The organism is Uliginosibacterium sediminicola, from assembly GCF_039631295.1.
GTDB lineage: Bacteria > Pseudomonadota > Gammaproteobacteria > Burkholderiales > Rhodocyclaceae > Viridibacterium > Viridibacterium sediminicola.
Genome location: NZ_JBDIVE010000006.1, coordinates 131,486 through 148,324 on the forward strand (window position 1 = coordinate 131,486; position 16,839 = coordinate 148,324).

17 protein-coding genes are annotated in these 16,839 nt (G+C 62.0%); 9 read left to right on the forward strand and 8 right to left on the reverse strand.

Features of this window, described 5'->3' with window-relative positions; all coding sequences use genetic code 11:
- Positions 1-17 precede the first annotated feature (17 nt).
- Positions 18-1,001 carry a nuclear transport factor 2 family protein gene (locus ABDB84_RS12405; RefSeq protein ID WP_345920054.1) on the reverse strand — a complete coding sequence of 328 codons (984 nt, stop codon included), beginning with the start codon at positions 999-1,001 and terminating at the stop codon, positions 18-20.
- A 293-nt stretch (positions 1,002-1,294) separates the two neighbouring features.
- Between ABDB84_RS12405 and cysS the strand changes: the two genes are divergently transcribed.
- Positions 1,295-2,674, forward strand: a complete 1,380-nt coding sequence (gene cysS, locus ABDB84_RS12410; RefSeq protein WP_345920055.1) for a cysteine--tRNA ligase — start codon at positions 1,295-1,297, stop codon at positions 2,672-2,674.
- Between the two features lie 36 nt (positions 2,675-2,710).
- A complete protein-coding gene (locus ABDB84_RS12415) occupies positions 2,711-3,325 on the forward strand; it encodes a nucleotide-binding protein (protein ID WP_345920056.1) in 615 nt (204 codons plus the stop codon).
- Between the two features lie 77 nt (positions 3,326-3,402).
- On the opposite strand, the gene typA is transcribed toward ABDB84_RS12415, so the two are convergent.
- Entirely contained in the window at positions 3,403-5,214 is a 1,812-nt protein-coding gene (gene typA, locus ABDB84_RS12420) for a translational GTPase TypA (RefSeq protein WP_345920057.1), read from the reverse strand.
- 237 nt (positions 5,215-5,451) lie between these two features.
- Here typA and rpsF point away from each other — a divergent pair, with 237 nt between their 5' ends.
- Genes rpsF through rplI form a run of 4 tightly spaced genes read left to right on the forward strand, consistent with a single transcriptional unit; the run spans position 5,452 to position 6,974 of the window.
- Complete coding sequence (gene rpsF / locus ABDB84_RS12425) at positions 5,452-5,847, forward strand: 30S ribosomal protein S6 (RefSeq protein WP_345920058.1); 396 nt, start codon at positions 5,452-5,454, stop codon at positions 5,845-5,847.
- Between the two features lie 2 nt (positions 5,848-5,849).
- Positions 5,850-6,197, forward strand: a complete 348-nt coding sequence (gene priB / locus ABDB84_RS12430; RefSeq protein WP_345920059.1) for a primosomal replication protein N — start codon at positions 5,850-5,852, stop codon at positions 6,195-6,197.
- Between the two features lie 39 nt (positions 6,198-6,236).
- Positions 6,237-6,509, forward strand: a complete 273-nt coding sequence (rpsR, locus tag ABDB84_RS12435; protein WP_345920060.1) for a 30S ribosomal protein S18 — start codon at positions 6,237-6,239, stop codon at positions 6,507-6,509.
- A 15-nt stretch (positions 6,510-6,524) separates the two neighbouring features.
- Positions 6,525-6,974 carry a 50S ribosomal protein L9 gene (rplI, locus tag ABDB84_RS12440; RefSeq protein ID WP_345920061.1) on the forward strand — a complete coding sequence of 150 codons (450 nt, stop codon included), beginning with the start codon at positions 6,525-6,527 and terminating at the stop codon, positions 6,972-6,974.
- 69 nt (positions 6,975-7,043) lie between these two features.
- Here the strand turns inward: rplI and ABDB84_RS12445 are convergent, their stop codons facing one another.
- The 4 genes from ABDB84_RS12445 to ABDB84_RS12455 all read right to left on the reverse strand — a co-directional run bounded on the left by ABDB84_RS12445 (position 7,044) and on the right by ABDB84_RS12455 (position 11,676).
- Positions 7,044-9,968, reverse strand: coding sequence for an EAL domain-containing protein (locus ABDB84_RS12445; protein ID WP_345920062.1), 2,925 nt, complete (start codon positions 9,966-9,968; stop codon positions 7,044-7,046).
- An 83-nt stretch (positions 9,969-10,051) separates the two neighbouring features.
- Entirely contained in the window at positions 10,052-10,687 is a 636-nt protein-coding gene (locus tag ABDB84_RS12450) for a FecR family protein (protein ID WP_345920063.1), read from the reverse strand.
- Between the two features lie 48 nt (positions 10,688-10,735).
- A complete protein-coding gene (locus tag ABDB84_RS20085) occupies positions 10,736-10,924 on the reverse strand; it encodes a CHAT domain-containing protein (RefSeq protein ID WP_428715091.1) in 189 nt (62 codons plus the stop codon).
- Positions 10,918-11,676, reverse strand: coding sequence for a hypothetical protein (locus tag ABDB84_RS12455; protein ID WP_345920064.1), 759 nt, complete (start codon positions 11,674-11,676; stop codon positions 10,918-10,920). The genes ABDB84_RS20085 and ABDB84_RS12455 overlap by 7 nt, the downstream gene beginning before the upstream one ends.
- Positions 11,677-11,811: 135 nt before the next feature.
- On the opposite strand from ABDB84_RS12455, the gene dnaB reads away from it, so the two are divergent.
- Positions 11,812-13,206, forward strand: a complete 1,395-nt coding sequence (gene dnaB, locus ABDB84_RS12460) for a replicative DNA helicase (RefSeq protein WP_345920065.1) — start codon at positions 11,812-11,814, stop codon at positions 13,204-13,206.
- Here the strand turns inward: dnaB and ABDB84_RS12465 are convergent.
- Together ABDB84_RS12465 and ABDB84_RS12470 are read right to left on the reverse strand one after the other, a co-directional pair.
- Entirely contained in the window at positions 13,196-13,813 is a 618-nt protein-coding gene (locus tag ABDB84_RS12465; RefSeq protein ID WP_345920066.1) for a transglycosylase SLT domain-containing protein, read from the reverse strand. The genes dnaB and ABDB84_RS12465 overlap by 11 nt on opposite strands.
- Positions 13,814-15,520, reverse strand: a complete 1,707-nt coding sequence (locus ABDB84_RS12470) for a proline--tRNA ligase (protein ID WP_345920067.1) — start codon at positions 15,518-15,520, stop codon at positions 13,814-13,816.
- A 163-nt stretch (positions 15,521-15,683) separates the two neighbouring features.
- Here ABDB84_RS12470 and ABDB84_RS12475 point away from each other — a divergent pair, with 163 nt between their 5' ends.
- Positions 15,684-16,223, forward strand: coding sequence for an RNA pyrophosphohydrolase (locus ABDB84_RS12475; protein ID WP_345920068.1), 540 nt, complete (start codon positions 15,684-15,686; stop codon positions 16,221-16,223).
- On the forward strand, positions 16,216-16,836 hold the full coding sequence (gene coq7, locus ABDB84_RS12480) for a 2-polyprenyl-3-methyl-6-methoxy-1,4-benzoquinone monooxygenase (RefSeq protein ID WP_345920069.1): 621 nt from the start codon (positions 16,216-16,218) through the stop codon (positions 16,834-16,836). Before ABDB84_RS12475 ends, coq7 begins: the two co-directional genes overlap by 8 nt.
- The last annotated feature ends 3 nt before the right edge of the window (positions 16,837-16,839 follow it).

The following is a 16,839-nucleotide window of genomic DNA, read 5'->3' on the forward strand; positions in this document are numbered from 1 at the left end:
GGGCTGTCTTTAAATCGTTAACGACCAACGCGTTCTTGCTGGATCAGCCAGCGACCGCCCTGACGATTGAGCACCAGCACTTTCTGGGTCGAGGTGTTCAGGGTCTTGGAGTTGTAGTGCTGGCGGAACTGCACCGTGGCGGTGTCGCCATCGAGCTTGATGCGGATGTCGCTCAGCGCCACCTTGATGCTGCCCGGCTTGTCGATGCGTGCCTCACGCTCGGCTTCCCATTCCTTGCGCGAGCCGCCACCCGGTACTTCGAAATTACGACCATAAGCGGCCAGATAGCCCTTCACGTCCTTGCGCGACCAGGCGGCCGCCCAGGCCTCGACAGCCTTCTGGATGTCGGTATTGGCAGTGTTGGCCGCAGGCTTGTCTGCCGGCTTTTCCGCAGGTTTCTCAGCGGGTTTCTCGACCACGGCAGGCTTGGAGGCCACGGCCGAACTGGACGCCGCTGCAATCACCACCGGCTTGGCAGGAACCGGTTGCGGGGCCGGCGCAGGCGCTGGCGCTGGCGGAGTACTGACTGCAGCGCTGCTGGCAACAGCCGTGCTGGCGGTCGAACGCGTGGCGCTGGCAACCGGGCGGCCGCCGACGCCTTGCATGTCGCGCAGCAGTTTCAGCTTGGCTTGCGCATTGGCGTTGCCGGAGTCGATCTGCAGGGCGCGGTCATAGGCTTGGCGTGCCATCTGGGTGTAGAGATCACCGAGGTTTTCGTGCGCCGTGGCGTACGTCGGATGCGTGCGGATCGACATTTCCAGCGCCGTGCGCGCCTTGTCGTACTGCTTCTGCTGGGCGTAGATCACCGCAAGATTATTGTAGGGCTCGGGCAGTTCCGGCGCCTCTTCGGTCAGCTTGGTGAACACCGCTGCGGCCTCGTCCAGGCGATTGAGCTCAGCGAGCACCACGCCCTTAAGGAAGCGAGCCTGCCTATCCTTGGGATTGGCACTGATCAGTTCATTGACTTCATCCAGAGCTTTTGCATGTTGGCCTTGGCGCAACAGGTTCTGGGCGTCCTGCAGGCTCGCGGCCTGAACACACAGTGCAAACGAGCTGAGGAGCAACACAAGGAGCGGGCGGAGGTTGGGTCGGCGCATTGTGGTAGAGTTTGAACAGGGTTATCCGGAGCGGGTGTCCGGGGTTCGGAATCCGGCGATTTTACTGTACATTGGCCCTGCAATAGTATGTCCGCCCGAGAATTTCCGCCGCATGGCAGTTTTTTACGATCTGCAGCGCCTGGCACTTGCGGCGGGCAAAAACAACAATATGCGCTCATGCGCTGATCACGATTCACATGCTCAAGATCTACAACACACTGGCTCGCCAGAAGCAGGAATTCACGCCCATTGAAGCCGGCAAGGTGCGCATGTATGTATGCGGCCTGACTGTCTATGATTATTTCCATATCGGCAATGCGCGAACGCTTACCGTGTTCGACATGGTTTATCGCTGGCTGAGCGCCAGCGGTTACGCGGTGCACTACGTGCGTAATATCACCGACGTTGACGACAAGATTATCGACCGCGCCAACAAGAATGGCGAGCCGATTGAAGCGCTGACCGCCCGCATGATCAGTGCCATGCACGAGGACACCGACCGCCTGGGCATGTTGCGCCCCTCGGCCGAGCCGCGCGCGACCCAGCATATCGGCGGCATGCTCAAGCTGATCGACCGCCTGGTGGACAAGGGCATGGCTTACCCCGCCGACAACGGCGATGTTTATTACGCGGTGCGCGAATTCCCCGGCTACGGCAAGCTCTCGGGCAAGTCGATTGACGACCTGCGCGCTGGCGAACGTATCGCGGTCAATACGGCCAAGCGTGACCCGCTTGATTTCGTTTTGTGGAAGGCGGCCAAGCCGCATGAGCCGTTTTGGCCTTCCAGCTACGGCCAGGGCCGGCCGGGTTGGCACATCGAATGCTCGGCGATGTGCGAGGCCGAACATGGCGAAACGCTTGATATCCACGGTGGCGGCTGGGATCTGCAGTTCCCGCACCACGAGGGTGAGATCGCGCAGAGCGAGGGCGCGTCGGGCAAGCCTTTCGTGAATTACTGGATGCACGCCGCCTTCCTCAACATGGACAACGAGAAGATGTCCAAGTCGCTGGGCAATGTGTTCACCACCCGCGAAGTGCTCAACAAGCTCGATGCCGTGCAGGGCGGCGAAGTGGTGCGCTACTTCCTGCTGCGCGGCCATTACCGTTCCGAGATCAATTACACCTGGGACACCCTGCAGGACGCACGTGCCTCGCTGCTCTCGCTCTACAACGCGCTGCGCGAAGTGCCGCCGGCCGAGCTGGCCATCGACTGGAGCTCGCCCTATGCACAGCGTTTCCGCGATGCGATGGACGACGACTTCAATACGCCGATGGCGTTTGCGGTCTTGCACGAGCTGCGCGGCGAGGTCAATCGCACGCGCTCGGCCGAACTGGCCGGCCTGCTGCGCGCCCTGGGCGCCACGGTGGGCCTGCTGGGGCAGGATCCGGCAAGCTTCGTGCAAGGCGCAACCGGAACGGCTGACGATGCGGCCGAAATCGAAGCGCTGATTGCCCAGCGCAATGCCGCCAAGCAGGCGCGCAATTTTGCCGAGGCAGACCGCATTCGCGACGCAATCAAGGCGCGTGGCATTGTGCTGGAGGACGGGGCTGGCGGTACCAGCTGGCGTCGCGCCTGAGGGCGTTGAGCCCGCAGGGCGGGCGGAGGAGGGGGCTTGAAGGTTTATCTTGTTGCAAATCCGAAAGGTGGCGCCGGCAAGAGCACGCTGGCCACCAATCTTGCCGGCCTACTCGCCCAGCGTGGCGATGCGCGGGTGATGCTCGGCGACGTGGATCGCCAGCAGTCTGCAGCGGCCTGGCTGCAGCGCAGACCGCAGGCCACGCGCCGCATCAGCACCTGGCAAATCGAGCCCGGCAAGCCGGCGCGGCCACCAGCCGGTACCACGCATGCGGTGCTCGACACGCCGGCCGGTTTGCATGCCGACAAGCTCAAGGCCTTGCTCAAGCTTGCCGACCGCATTCTGGTGCCGGTGCAGCCTTCCATGTTTGATCTGCTGGCGAGCCAGGCTTTCTTTGCCGAGTTGGCTGAGATGAAGGCGGCGCGCGGCCTGCCGGTGGCCATCGTGGGCATCCGCGTTGATGAGCGCACGCGGGCGGCCGATGAATTCCATCGTTTCATCGAGACGACTGGCTTGCCCTTGCTAGCGAGCCTGCGCAATACGCAAAACTATGTGCAGCTGGCCGCGCACGGTTTGAGTTTGTTCGACGTCGCGCCGCATCGGGTGGAAAAAGATCTGCTGCAATGGCAGCCCATCTCCCGCTGGCTGTGAGCCAGCGTTTCGTGCACTGAATCGCTCACAATGAAAAAGGCCACCCGAAGGTGGCCTTTTTGCTGTCTGCTGCCGGCTTACTCGGCACGCGTGGCGCGCTTGCGCTCGTGTTCCTTGAGGTAGCGCTTGCGCAGGCGGATCGACTTCGGCGTGATTTCGACCAGCTCGTCGTCAGCAATGAACTCGATGGCCGATTCCAGCGTCAGCTGGATCGGCGGCACCAGGCGCACTGCTTCGTCGGTACCCGAGGAGCGCACATTGGTCAGCTGCTTGCCCTTGATCGGGTTGACCACGAGGTCGTTGTCGCGCGAGTGGATGCCGATGATGATGCCTTCGTACACCGGGTCGTTGTGCGAGACGAACATCTTGCCGCGATCTTGCAGCTTCCAGATCGCGTAGGCCACGGCGAAACCGTCGTCCTGGCTGATCAGCACGCCGTTGCGACGCTCCGACATGGCTGGCGCCATCGGGCCGTAGTCGTCGAAAACGTGGCTGGCCAGACCGGTACCGCGGGTGAGGGTGAGGAATTCGCCCTGGAAGCCGATCAGGCCACGAGCCGGGATGCGGTATTCCAAGCGCACGCGACCCTTGCCGTCCGGCTGCATGTCTTGCAGCTCGCCGCGGCGGCGGCCGAGTTCTTCCATCACGCCGCCCTGGTGATCTTCTTCAACGTCCACCGAGAGCATTTCATAGGGTTCGCACTTGACGCCGTCGATCTCCTTGAAGACCACGCGCGGGCGGCCGACCGCCAGTTCGAAGCCTTCGCGACGCATGGTTTCGAGCAGGATGGTCAGGTGCAGTTCGCCACGGCCCGAGACTTCGAACACGTCGGCGTCATCGGTGTAATTCACGCGCAGTGCGACGTTCTTGAGCAGTTCCTTTTCCAGGCGCTCGCGGATCTGGCGGCTGGTGACGAACTTGCCTTCGCGGCCGGCCAGCGGCGAGCTGTTGACCATGAAGTTCATGGTCAGCGTCGGCTCGTCGACAGCAATCGGGGTCATGCCTTCGAGCTTGTCGGGCGAACAGATGGTCACGCCGATGCCGACTTGTTCAATGCCGCTGATCAGCACGATGTCGCCCGCTTCGGCGTAATCGGTTTGCACGCGCTCCAGACCTTCAAAGGTCAGGATCTGGCCGACCTTGGACTTGCCCAGCACCTTGTCGCCGAGCAGCACGGTGACTTCCTGGTTGGTCTTGACGCTGCCGCGCTTGATGCGGCCGATGCCCAGCTGACCGATGTAGGTCGAGTAGTCCAGCGAACAGATCTGCACTTGCAGCGGGCCGGTGACATCGACTTCCGGCTGCGGCACGTGCTTGAGGATGGCTTCGAACAGCGGCTTCATGTCGGTGCCCGGCTGATCGGCGTCGAGCATGGCGAAACCGTTGAGTGCTGAGGCGTAGACGATGGGGAAGTCGAGCTGTTCTTCGGTTGCACCGAGTTTGTCGAACAGGTCGAAGGTGTGGTTGATCACCCAGTCCGGACGCGAACCCGGGCGGTCAATCTTGTTGACCACGACGATGGGCTTGAGGCCCATGGCCAGCGCCTTGCGCGTCACGAAACGCGTTTGCGGCATCGGACCTTCGACGGCGTCGACCAGCAGCAGCACGCCGTCGACCATCGACAGCACGCGCTCCACTTCACCGCCGAAGTCGGCGTGTCCCGGGGTGTCGACGATATTGATGTGGGTGTCGCCATACTTGATAGCGCAGTTCTTGGCGAGAATCGTGATGCCGCGTTCTTTTTCCAGATCGTTGCTATCCATCACGCGCTCCGTCACGGCCTGGTGGGCTGCGAAGGTGCCGGACTGGCGGAGGAGCTGGTCGACCAGCGTGGTTTTGCCGTGGTCAACGTGGGCAATGATGGCGATGTTGCGTATGGAGCGGCTCATGTTTTTTCAGCGGGGGCGGTGTTAGGGCAAGCTTTCGATTTTAGCATGTGAATATGATACTTCGCAGCGTTTTCGTGCTAAAGCGCGTCCTTGTCGCTCAGCCCGCTATCGTCTGTCTGTGTTGCAAGCCTTGATCGGCGCGCAAGAACGTCGTAGAATCGCGGGCTTTCCTTGCTCCACCGGTACGCATGCCGGGGGGCATTCTTCAGCCGAAAGGCATCACCACAAGGAGTTTGCATGCGACATTACGAAATCGTATTCATCGTGCACCCTGATCAGAGCGAGCAAGTGCCCGCCATGATCGAGCGCTACAAGACCCTGGTCACCGCCAAGGGCGGCCAGATCCACCGTCTCGAAGACTGGGGCCGTCGTCAGCTGGCCTACCCGATCAACAAGGTTCACAAGGCACACTACGTGCTGATGAACATCGAGATCGACGGCGACACGCTGAACGAGCTGGAGCACGCCTTCAAGTTCAATGACGCAGTGCTGCGCCACCTCACCATCAAGACGAAGAAGGCTGTGACCACGCCGTCGCCGATGATGAAGGAAGAAAAGTCGCGTTCGCTGACCGCTCCGGCTCCGGCCGCTGCTGACAGTGCAGCCGACGCGAGCGCCACGCCCGCAGCCTGAGTTTGATCACCGAACGCGTCGGGGATACTGGTACGCAAACCATTGTCGATAACGCACTGCGCATCACCGGTTGTTTGTACGAGCGCGATGCGCTACGCATGACACCGGCCCGCATCCCGGTACTGTCCTTCAAGTTGCGCCATCAGTCGGTGCAGCGCGAACTGGAAGTCGAACGGAATGTGAGTTGTGAATTGAGCGTGATGGCAATGGGGCCCTTGGCACAGCAGCTTGCTGCAACGCCGCTGGGGGTGCTGATGGTGGTGGAGGGATTCCTCACCGCCCGCAGCCTGAAGAACCAGAACCCCGTTTTGCATGTACAGAAATACGAGTTGCTGGCGCAAGCGCAGTAGATCGCAGCAGCACTCGCAAACATTTGAAGGAAGAAAATCATGGCTTTCAGACCTGGTGCCAAGAAAAAAGACGAACGTGGCGGCAATCGCAGCCTGTTCAAGCGTCGCAAGTTCTGCCGCTTCTCGGCAGAGAAGATCGAAGAGATCGATTACAAGGACGTCGAAATCCTCAAGGACTTCGTGACCGAAAACGGCAAGATCATGCCGGCTCGCATCACCGGTACCAAGACCCATTATCAACGCCAGCTGTCGACGGCGATCAAGCGTGCCCGTTTCCTGGCGCTGATCCCCTACACCGACCTGCACCAGTAAGAGGAAGACCAGACCATGCAAATCATTCTGCTTGAGAAGGTTGTCAACCTCGGCAACCTGGGCGACGTCGTGCGCGTCAAGGACGGCTACGCTCGCAACTTCCTGATCCCGACCGGCAAGGCCAAGCGCGCCACCACAAACAACGTGGCCGAGTTTGCTGCCAAGCGCGAAGAACTCGAACGCATCGCCGCTGAAAAGCTGACCGAAGCCCAAGCTGTCGCCGCCAAGGTTGATGGCCTGACGGTGCAAATCACCAGCAAGTCCGGTGTGGACGGTCGTCTGTTCGGTTCGGTGACCACTGCCGACATCGCCGACGCCATCAAGGCTGCTGGCTTCGACGTGGTTAAGGCTGGCGTGCGCCTGCCGGAAGGCCCGCTGAAGCTGGTGGGCGACTACGATGTGCAAGTTGCTCTGCACACCGACGTTGTCGTGACCGTCAAGGTCTCGGTGCTCGGCGAACACTGATCGCTGCGTACATATGCATTAAAACGGGCTGCCTGGTGCAGCCCGTTTTTTTTTGTGCATTCAGACGACTCAGGCGGGCTGGTTCTGCAGCAGGAAGGCCTCGGCCTGATCCGCCGCCAGCGCTTTGGCAAACAGCCAGCCCTGGCCAATCTCGACCCCTAATTCATGCAGCAGCTGAGCCTGTGCGACTTCCTCGACACCTTCAGCCAGGGTCTGTTTGCCAAGCGCCTTGGCGAGTCCAACGATGGTCCGCACGATCTCCACCGCTTCGCGGCCTGCAGCCAGACGGATGACGAAGCTGCGGTCGATCTTCAGGGTGTCAAAGGGGAAACGATGCAGATAGGCCAGGGAGGAATAGCCGGTACCAAAGTCGTCGATCGAGATCTTGAAACCGAGCGCTGACAGCGCTTGCAAGGCATTGGCAGTGACCTGCGGATTGGACATCGCCATGCTCTCGGTGACCTCCAGTTTGAGCCTGCGCGGATCGATGCTGCCAAGGATATCCAGCACGGCTCGTGCGTCGGCGAGCAGATCGCCTTCACTGAACTGGCGCCCGGAGAGATTCACCGCAATCTCGCCACGGAAGCCCAGCGCATCCCAGGCAACCAGCTGGCGTGCCGCTTCACGCAGGATCCATTGGCCCATTGCAAGAATCTGCCCGCTCTCTTCGGCATAAGGAATGAAATCGCCGGGCATCACCATGCCCTTGTCTGGATGAGGCCAGCGGATCAGCGCCTCAAATCCGACCAGGCGCCGATCAGCCAGCAGCACCAGTGGCTGGTAATGCAACACGAATTGCTGTGAGGCAATCGCCAGATCCAGATTTTCCTTGAGCCAGCGCCGTTTGTTTTCGACTTGTAGCTCTGCCGGGTCATAGGCATGGGTCTGTCCGCGCAGCCTGGTTTTGGCATGGGCCAAGGCCATTTCGGCGGCTGCCAGCAACTCGGTGGCGCTGTGCAGATCCTGAGCCAGATGGGCCCAGCCGATACTGGCCGACAGGGTCAGTGCTCCTGCAGCTAGCTGGAAAGGCGCTTGCAGGCAGCTTTGCACACGGCCGAGTAAATCACCTATTGCGCTTTCATCGCCTACATCGGCAATGTGCTGGCTCAACACAAAGCGATCTGCCGCCAGACGCGCTAGCGCAGAGGAAGGTCCTTGCAGCGCTGCCAGACGCTGTGCCAGCTCGATGAGGATGGCATCGCCTGCTGCGATGCCTTCACGTTCGTTGAGTGTCCGGAAATCGTCAATGTCGATGATCAGTACGGCAACCGAGTCCGACTTGCCAGCTTCGATAGCGCACGCCTGCTCCAGCCTTTGCAGGAAAGCTGCGCGATTGAGCAGGCCGGTCAGGCGGTCATGCAGGGCGTCATGGGTAATCTGTTGCTGCAAGCGCTGCGACTCACTGATGTCGGTCAGCGAGCCAGCCATTCTCAGCGCCCGGCCGTTGGCGTCGCGGGTGGCGATGCCCCGCACCAGCAGCCAGCGATCAACGCCGCCCTGGCGGAAACTGAGAACGTGATGCAATTGCAGGCTGCGCCCGGCGAGGTGTTCGGCGAGCTCATGTTCAAACGCTTGCCTGCCGGCTTCATCAAGCGCTGCCGTCCAGGCGGACATGCGCGCTGGCTGGGTTTTGTCTTGCCCCATCAATGTGTACCAGCGATCAGAGAAGAACACTTGTTCGGCGAGCAGATCCCAATCCCACATCCCATCGTTGGCGCCGCGAAGCGCCAGAGCATAGCGTTCTTCGCTGGCTTGCAAGGCGAGCAGGGCCGCACGGCGCCGCGCCTGTTCCGCCGCACCGCGCAGTACCAGCGCTGAGAGACAGCCGAGTAACAAGGCCAGTACCGGAAATGCCGGTGCTAGAAACAACTGTGCGTGGACGAACAGGGCTTGCAGGCCGGTGACCAGGCCCAGCGCGAGGATGGCCAGTGCGCTCAGTGCGTAACGCAAGGGCCAGCGGCTGATCAGCCAGCAGGCGAGCATGGGCAGCACCAGCATCGCCAATAACTCTGCTGCGCTGGCCCAATGAGGGCGTTGCAGGACGCGGCCGCTGAGGATGTTATCAACGACCGTAGCCATGCGCTCCACACCAGGCAGGCTGGTATCGAATGGCGAGGGGAAGACGTCGCCTGCCCCAATAGCCGTCGAGCCGAGCAATACGATGCGGCCGCGCAGCCGTGCAGGATCAACATGGCCATCGAGCAGGTCGATGAAGGAAATCGATTCAAAACTGCCGCTTGGGCCGTAGTAATTGATCCATTGCCGCGATTGCGCATCAAGCGGTACGGTCAAGGATCCAAGCTTCAGCGCATTGCCAAAGTCGAGCTCAACCTGCGACCAAGGCTGATCAAGGGCAATAGCGGCAATGCGCACCGCCAGCGAGGGGTAGATTTCACCGGCGAAAGGCAAGCCGGGCAGATCAAAACGGGGTGCGCCGTCAGGCGCACGCAGCGCGCTGACATGGCCTAGCGCCTGTGCAGCCTCCGCAAAGCCCGCGGGCGGCGCCAGCAGCTGTTGCGGACGCATCGGCAGTAGGGCGCTTGCCGACTCACCACGCGTGCGCAGGAAAGCGTTGTCCAGCACAGCTTTGCCAGGTGATGTCGGTGGCTGGCCGGCTTCATCGAGCAGTGCAAATGGAATCAGCAATTTGCCTGATGCACGCATTGCGCTGCTCAAGACGGCGTCGGCGGCGGGGTCTGCACGGCCTGGTTCAAGCAGCAGAAGATCCAAGGCAATCAGGCGTGCTTGGGCCGTGTTGAGCAAGTCGATGGCGCGTGCCAGCGTGCGGCGGTCTGGCGAAAAACCGCCGAGTCGCTGCAGGCTGCGGTCATCTATCTTGACCAGTACGATGCCCGGCTGTGCCGCCGCCTGGAGGCGTCCTCGCCATTGGGTCTGTGCATCGAAGAGCAGATGATCGAGGCGTTCGAGCAAGGGCAGGTGCGGACGCGATGACCAAGCGAAAATGGCCAGGAGCCCGACCAAGATGGCAAGCACGCCGTAGCTGAGAGGATGTTCGAGACGCGATGGAGATGACAGGGTGCGATCGCCCCTGTCTGCGGTGCCTGGGCGCGCCACGATCAGAAGCTCAAGCGCTCAAGCGCTGCCTGAATGCGCGTAGGCGACCACAGGGCGGCAGGTGTACAGCCGCGCGCTAGCGAACAGTCGGTACCCTCACGCGGTCGTGACAGCGAAGTCTTGCTGGGCGGACGCAGCTTCCGCGTGGTGCCGTCTGCTGCGGATTCGATCGCTTCAACCTCGACCTCGCCTGACTGGACACTGACCGCGGTGCTCAGATCAGTGCTGACTTCGACGAAGAATTCGGTGCCGCGTACGGCCGTGACGGCAGTGGGCGTACGCACCTGCCACTTGCCAGCCGCCTGCCGGCTGACTTGCTGGCCCATGAGACCTTTCTCCAGTACCAGGCTGGCTTCGCGGGCTTTGTCGGCAGGCGCATCAAAGCGTTCGATTTTCAGCTCGGAGCGATCCGCGACCACGACCGTGGAACCGTCGATAAAGCGCACACGTACCCGTCCATCAGCGCCTGTGTGGATCTGGTGACCTGCATCCAGTTTTTGTCCCAGGCTAAGGGGTGGGCCGCCGGCGCCAAGATGGGTTTCGCCTCGCACAGCGACAACCTCGGCAACGCTGGCCGCCTGTATTGCGGCACTGGCAATGGCTAGCGTCATGCACACAAAAACGCGGGTGGTTTTCATTGTTGCTCCCTGATCATGGTTTTGGTTTTGAATGTCTCATCGTTGCGGCTAGCCAAAGAATGCATACGGCGCCCAATAAAACGGATGCCGCCAGGGGCCATTGCTCAGCCGATCTTTGATCATGGCTAGCTGGGCTTGCCTGAGTGACCCAGCACGGCTGAGTGCGCGCAATTCGAAAGTCGCTACGCTGAGTGCCGCAGCGGTTTCGGACTCAAGCGCACGGTGTGTGGCTAGCACAGACCGTGCCCCAGCGAAAAAGAACCCCGAACCAGGCCGGACATCGCTGCGCCGCCGTTTCCACCTGCAGCCGTATTACCGGCCGACAGCACCCATTGCGTATTCCGTCGCCGCCTCAGTACATCGATCAGACCATGGCTGGCGAAGGCGATGACGCGATTTTCATCCCGATGCGCGCCGAGTCCTGCACGTTGTATTGTGGCGGCGCCCAGCACGAGGTCGCGCCTGGGATCAGCGCCTAATGCGCGCGCCACCGCCTGTCGTTCGGTGCGCGTATCGGGCAGGGCGGGCCTGTCGGCATAGCGAAAGCCCGGCGCTGTCGGGTCGGGCTTGGCAGCGATTAGGCGCGGTATGCTGCGGGCAGAAGCGCTTTGCAAGCTTGTGCTGGCCGGTCGCGTGATGCTGCGTGCCTTGGCGTGCGCGGAGCGGGCATTGAGGGCTTTGCACGAGTAGCCACAGGTGAATTCGAATTCGGCATAGGCGGAGATCCATTCATCGCCGCCCGCACGCCCAGGCTTCATCTCGACCAGCTGGCGCAGGAGGTCGATTTGCCGAGCGCGGATTTCCGGCAGTGGCAGGGCCAGAATGCGTCGGGCTTCACTCCGCGGTGTGGATGCTTGGCCAGGATTGGCCAGGGGCAGATCGATGTCATCACTCTGGGCCCGCAGGCTTGTGCACTGAAGCGCCGGACAGAGGGCCAGAGGACGCAGCCGACTGCAACGCAATCCTCGGTGCGGAATCCGATGGCTCATGAGCGTCCCCCTGTTTGGCGTCCAAGCATGGTAAAGGCGCCTGCGGTCACGGACAAGCACCGGAGTCTTGTCCACAAGGGCATCTAAGATCAGCCCGACAGGCTAGAATTACGGGCTTCACAGGAGCAACACCATATGGCCCAAGCCCGTCAGCCCGTCAGTCAGGATCCGCAACTGGCCGCACTCAAATTGCCGCCGCATTCGATTGAAGCGGAGCAGTCCTTGATCGGCGGTCTGCTGCTCGACAACAGCGCCTGGGATCGTGTCGGGGATCTGGTTTCCGAGGTCGATTTCTACCGCGACGAGCATCGCCGCATCTTCCGCCAGATCGCCATGCTCATCGAGCAGGGCAAGCCGGCGGACATCGTCACGGTGTTTGAGTCGCTGGACAAGAACAATGAGTCGCAGCATGTTGGCGGCCTTGCCTATCTGGGTGAAATCGCCAACAACACGCCGTCGGCCTCGAATGTGCGGCGCTACGCCGAAATCGTGCGTGAGCGCGCCATCCTGCGCAAGCTGGTGGCGGTGGGTGACGAGATCGCCGGCAGCGCGCTGACGCCTTCGGGCCGCAACGCCAGCATCATCCTCGATGAAGCGGAATCGAAAATCCTCGCCATCCGCGATGAGGGCAGCAAGCAGAACCAGGGTTTCATCCCGATCCAGCCGGTGCTGGGCCAGGTCGTCGAGCGCATCCAGGAGCTGTATTCGCGTGACGATCAGGCTGCGGTGACCGGTGTGCCGACCGGCCTCGTCGATCTGGACGACAAGACATCCGGCCTGCAGCCGACCGACATGATCATCGTTGCCGGCCGTCCCGGCATGGGCAAGACTTCGTTCGCACTGAATATCGCCGAGAGCGTGGCGCTCGATGCCGGCTTGCCGGTGGCGATCTTCTCGATGGAAATGCCGGCCTCGCAATTGGCGATGCGTTTCATCTCCTCGGTCGGTCGCCTCGATCAGCACCGCTTGCGTACCGGCAAGCTCAATGACGATGAATGGCAGAAGCTGACCTATGCCCTGGGTCGTCTGCATGAAGCGCCGATCTACATCGACGAAACACCGGGCCTCAACCCGGTCGATCTGCGCGCCCGTGCGCGGCGCCTGCACCGCCAGTGCGGCGGCAAGCTGGGGCTGATCGTGATCGACTACCTGCAGCTGATGACTACGCTCAAGGAGAGCGACAACCGCGCCGCCGAGCTGTCGGAAATCTCACGTTCGGTCAAAGGTCTGGCCAAGGAATTGAAGGTGCCGATCATGGCGCTCTCGCAGCTCAACCGCAGCCTTGAGCAACGCGCCGACAAGCGTCCGATGGCCTCGGACTTGCGTGAATCCGGCGCACTTGAACAGGATGCGGACATCATCATGTTCATCTACCGTGACGAAATCTACAACCCGGATACGCAGGACAAGGGCATGGCCGAGCTGATCATCGCCAAGCACCGGAATGGTCCGACCGGTATGGTGCCGATGACCTTTGTCGGCGAATACACGCGCTTCGAAAACTACATGCGCGCCGCGCCTAGTTACTGACCGCCAGCTGCGGCGCCGGGTTATAGGACCATTTGCGCTCCCAGGCCGCGCGCACCATGTTCGGGTACTCGGGCTTGCCCAGGCTGCCGTTGTAGCGGCCGAGGGCGCGGAACAGGTTGCCTTTTTCGATATCGAGGTAGTAGCGCAGGATGGTGCAGCCGTAGCGCAGATTGGTACGCAGATGGAACAGGTTCTGCTCGGCGGTGCCGATCTGTTTGACCCAGAACGGCATCACCTGCATGAAGCCGCGCGCGCCAGCCGACGACACGGCGTACTTGCGAAAGCCGCTTTCCACTTCGATTACGCCGAGCACCAGCTGCGGGTCCAGACCGGCGCGCTGCGCTTCGTAATAGACCGTCTTGAGAATCTCGATGCGGTCGCGCGGATCGGGCAGGCGGCGCGTCAGGCGGGCTGACATCTCGCCCAGCCAGCGCTGCTTTTCGGCTTCGGAGGGAAACAGTGGTTCGGGGGAGGCCAGATCGCTGATCGATTTGTGCAGCGAAGCCTGCACGCTGTTCGACAGCTGCTCCTCGACCTGCGCGCCGGCCAATGCCGCGCCGCTTGCGCACAGCGCAAGGCACAGCAAGGCCGGACGCAACAGGCGCATTTACTGCACCACGCGACGCAGGTAGTCGGCGATCTCGGCCAGCGGCAGCTTGGTGGCGGCTGTGTCGCGGCGGCCCTGATACTCCAGCACGCCTTCCTTGAGGCCACGGTCGCCGATCACCACGCGATGCGGCACGCCGATCAGCTCCCAGTCGGCGAACATCACGCCGGGGCGCTCGTCACGATCATCGAGGATCACGTCGATGCCCGCCGCTTGCAGCTCGGTGTAGAGCTTCTGCGCGGTGTTGCGTACTTCTTCCGAACGGCTCCAGCCCATCGGGCAGATCACCAGCGCAAAGGGCGCAATGGCGGTCGGCCAGATGATGCCCTTGTCGTCGAAGTTCTGTTCGATTGCGGCGCCCATGATGCGCGTGACGCCGACGCCGTAACAGCCCATTTCCATGACCTGTTCCTTGCCGTCCTCGCCGATGAACTTGGCACCCATCGCGGCCGAGTAGCGCGTGCGCAGCTGGAAGATGTGACCGACTTCGATGCCGCGGCAGATCGCCAGCGTGCCCTTGCCGTCCGGCGCCGGGTCGCCGGCGACGACGTTGCGGATGTCGGCGACTTCAGGCTCGGCGAAGTCGCGGCCGAAGTTGGCGCCGGTGTAGTGGTAGTCGCTTTCATTGGCACCGATGACGAAGTCCGCCATCACCGCTGCGCTGCGGTCGACATACACCTTGCCCTTGAAGCCGATGGGGCCCAGGGAGCCCGGCTCGGCACCGAAGGCATCGCGAATCGTCGCTGGCGTAGCAAAGCGCAGCGGCGAGAACACGCCGGCAAGCTTGCTGGCCTTGACCTCGTTGAGCTCGTGATCGCCGCGCAGCAGCAGCAGCACCGGCACACCGTCTTCACCATCGACGATCACCGACTTGAGCGTCTGCGCAGGCGAGATCTTGAAGAAATCTGCCAGCTGCTCGATGGTCTTGGCGCCCGGCGTGTGCACCTTGGTCAGCTCGGCCGTAGGGGCCGGACGGCTGATGCTCGGTGCCAGCGCTTCGGCGAGCTCGACATTGGCGGCGTATTCCGAATCCGGGTTGTAGGCGAGGGCGTCTTCGCCGGTTTCAGCGATGACGTGGAATTCGTGCGAGCCGGTGCCGCCGATGGCGCCGGTGTCGGCCGACACGGCGCGGAACTCCAGACCGAGGCGCGTGAAGATGCGCGAGTAGGTCTGGTACATGTTCTGGTATTCGCGCTGCAGATCCTCGAAGCTGGCGTGGAAGGAGTAGGCGTCCTTCATCGTGAATTCGCGCCCGCGCATGATGCCGAAACGCGGCCGGCGCTCGTCGCGGAACTTGGTCTGGATCTGGTACAGGTTCTTGGGCAGCTGGCGATAGCTGCGCAGCTCCTGGCGCACGATGTCGGTGATCACTTCTTCGGACGTGGGCTGCAGCACGAAGTCACGGCCGTGGCGGTCCTTGATGCGCAGCATCTCTTCGCCCATCTTGTCGAAGCGGCCGGTTTCCTGCCACAGCTCGGCTGGCTGCACGACAGGCATCGACAGTTCGATGGCGCCGGCGCGGTTCATCTCCTCGCGGATGATGTTCTCGATCTTGCGGATCACACGCAAACCCATCGGCATGTAGTTGTAGATGCCGGCGGAGAGTTTCTTGATCATGCCGGCGCGCATCATCAGCTTGTGGCTGACGATTTCTGCATCGGCGGGGGCGTCTTTGAGAGTGGAGATGAAAAACTGACTGGCACGCATGGAAATGGCTACTTTTCGAGCTGGATGTAGCTCGCGATTGTAGCGCAAGCGAGGCACTTCGCCGTGCCGCCGGGCAGCGGGGTATTGCGGCGGCAATCCCGAGTTTCCTTGCCATTCGATCTGTGGAACAATCCGCAGCAACTTATGTTTCAAGGTGGTTACCATGCTCGATCGGGACGGCTATCGGCCCAACGTCGGCATCGTCATCGTTAACGCACGCAACGAGGTTTTCTGGGGCAAGCGCATCCGCGAACATTCCTGGCAGTTTCCGCAAGGTGGCATCAAGCATGGCGAATCGCCCGAGCAAGCCATGTTCCGTGAACTGTTCGAAGAGACCGGATTGCAGCCCGAGCACGTACAGGTGCTTGGCAGAACGCGTGACTGGTTGCGCTATGACGTGCCGAAAAATTGGATCAAGCGCGAATGGCGCAGCACCTATCGCGGGCAAAAGCAGATCTGGTTCCTGCTGCGCATGCGTGCGCGGGACTGCGATGTCAGCCTGCGCGCCAGCGGGCATCCGGAGTTCGACGCCTGGCGTTGGGCGCAATATTGGGTGCCGCTGGAAACGGTGATCGAATTCAAGCGTGGCGTGTATTGCAATGCACTCAATGAACTGGGGCAGATCCTGTTCCATGGCGACCTGGCCTCGCGGCCGGCAAGCTATGCGCAGGAAGTCGTGCTGACGGGTGGCAAGCTTGATTGACCGCGCCATCATCGAATTCGACAAGATCCTGCGTACCCTCGCTGCACCCGCGCAATCGACGCGCCCGGTGCCCGGTGACAAGCTGCCCGAGTGCGAACTGAGCGAGACACAGCGGCGCGAAGTGGCGGCGCTGATGCGCATCGATCATGTCGGTGAAATCTGTGCCCAGGCGCTCTACCAGGGGCAGGCGATCAGCACCCGCACGCCTGCGCTGCGCGAGTCGTTGCAGCAGGCGGCGCACGAGGAAACCGAGCATCTGGCGTGGACCGAGCAGCGCCTCAATGAGCTGGGCGACCGCAAGAGCCTGCTCAATCCGCTGTGGTACGCCGGCGCCCTGGGCATCGGCATCGCGGCGGGGCTGGCGGGCGACAAGTGGAATCTCGGCTTTCTTGCCGAGACCGAGATACAGGTCGAAGCGCATCTGGCCGGCCATCTGCAGCAGGTGCCGCTGGAAGACCAGCGCTCGCGCGCCATCCTGGAACAGATGAAGACCGACGAGATCGCGCATGCGCGCCTGGCGCGCGACTTGGGCGCGGCCGAGCTGCCCACAGCGGTCAAGGGCCTCATGCGCATGGCTTCCAAGGTGATGACCAGCGTCGCGTACCACGTCTGAGAT

What these genes read in the sequence shown, in the direction of transcription:
- cysS (WP_345920055.1), top strand. Translation starts at nt 1,295, where the DNA reads ATGCTCAAGATCTACAACACACTGGCTCGCCAGAAGCAGGAATTCACG.
- typA (WP_345920057.1), bottom strand. Translation starts at nt 5,214, where the DNA reads ATGAGCCGCTCCATACGCAACATCGCCATCATTGCCCACGTTGACCAC.
- rpsF (WP_345920058.1), top strand. Translation starts at nt 5,452, where the DNA reads ATGCGACATTACGAAATCGTATTCATCGTGCACCCTGATCAGAGCGAG.
- rpsR (WP_345920060.1), top strand. Translation starts at nt 6,237, where the DNA reads ATGGCTTTCAGACCTGGTGCCAAGAAAAAAGACGAACGTGGCGGCAAT.
- rplI (WP_345920061.1), top strand. Translation starts at nt 6,525, where the DNA reads ATGCAAATCATTCTGCTTGAGAAGGTTGTCAACCTCGGCAACCTGGGC.
- ABDB84_RS12450 (WP_345920063.1), bottom strand. Translation starts at nt 10,687, where the DNA reads ATGAAAACCACCCGCGTTTTTGTGTGCATGACGCTAGCCATTGCCAGT.
- ABDB84_RS12455 (WP_345920064.1), bottom strand. Translation starts at nt 11,676, where the DNA reads ATGAGCCATCGGATTCCGCACCGAGGATTGCGTTGCAGTCGGCTGCGT.
- dnaB (WP_345920065.1), top strand. Translation starts at nt 11,812, where the DNA reads ATGGCCCAAGCCCGTCAGCCCGTCAGTCAGGATCCGCAACTGGCCGCA.
- ABDB84_RS12465 (WP_345920066.1), bottom strand. Translation starts at nt 13,813, where the DNA reads ATGCGCCTGTTGCGTCCGGCCTTGCTGTGCCTTGCGCTGTGCGCAAGC.
- ABDB84_RS12470 (WP_345920067.1), bottom strand. Translation starts at nt 15,520, where the DNA reads ATGCGTGCCAGTCAGTTTTTCATCTCCACTCTCAAAGACGCCCCCGCC.
- ABDB84_RS12475 (WP_345920068.1), top strand. Translation starts at nt 15,684, where the DNA reads ATGCTCGATCGGGACGGCTATCGGCCCAACGTCGGCATCGTCATCGTT.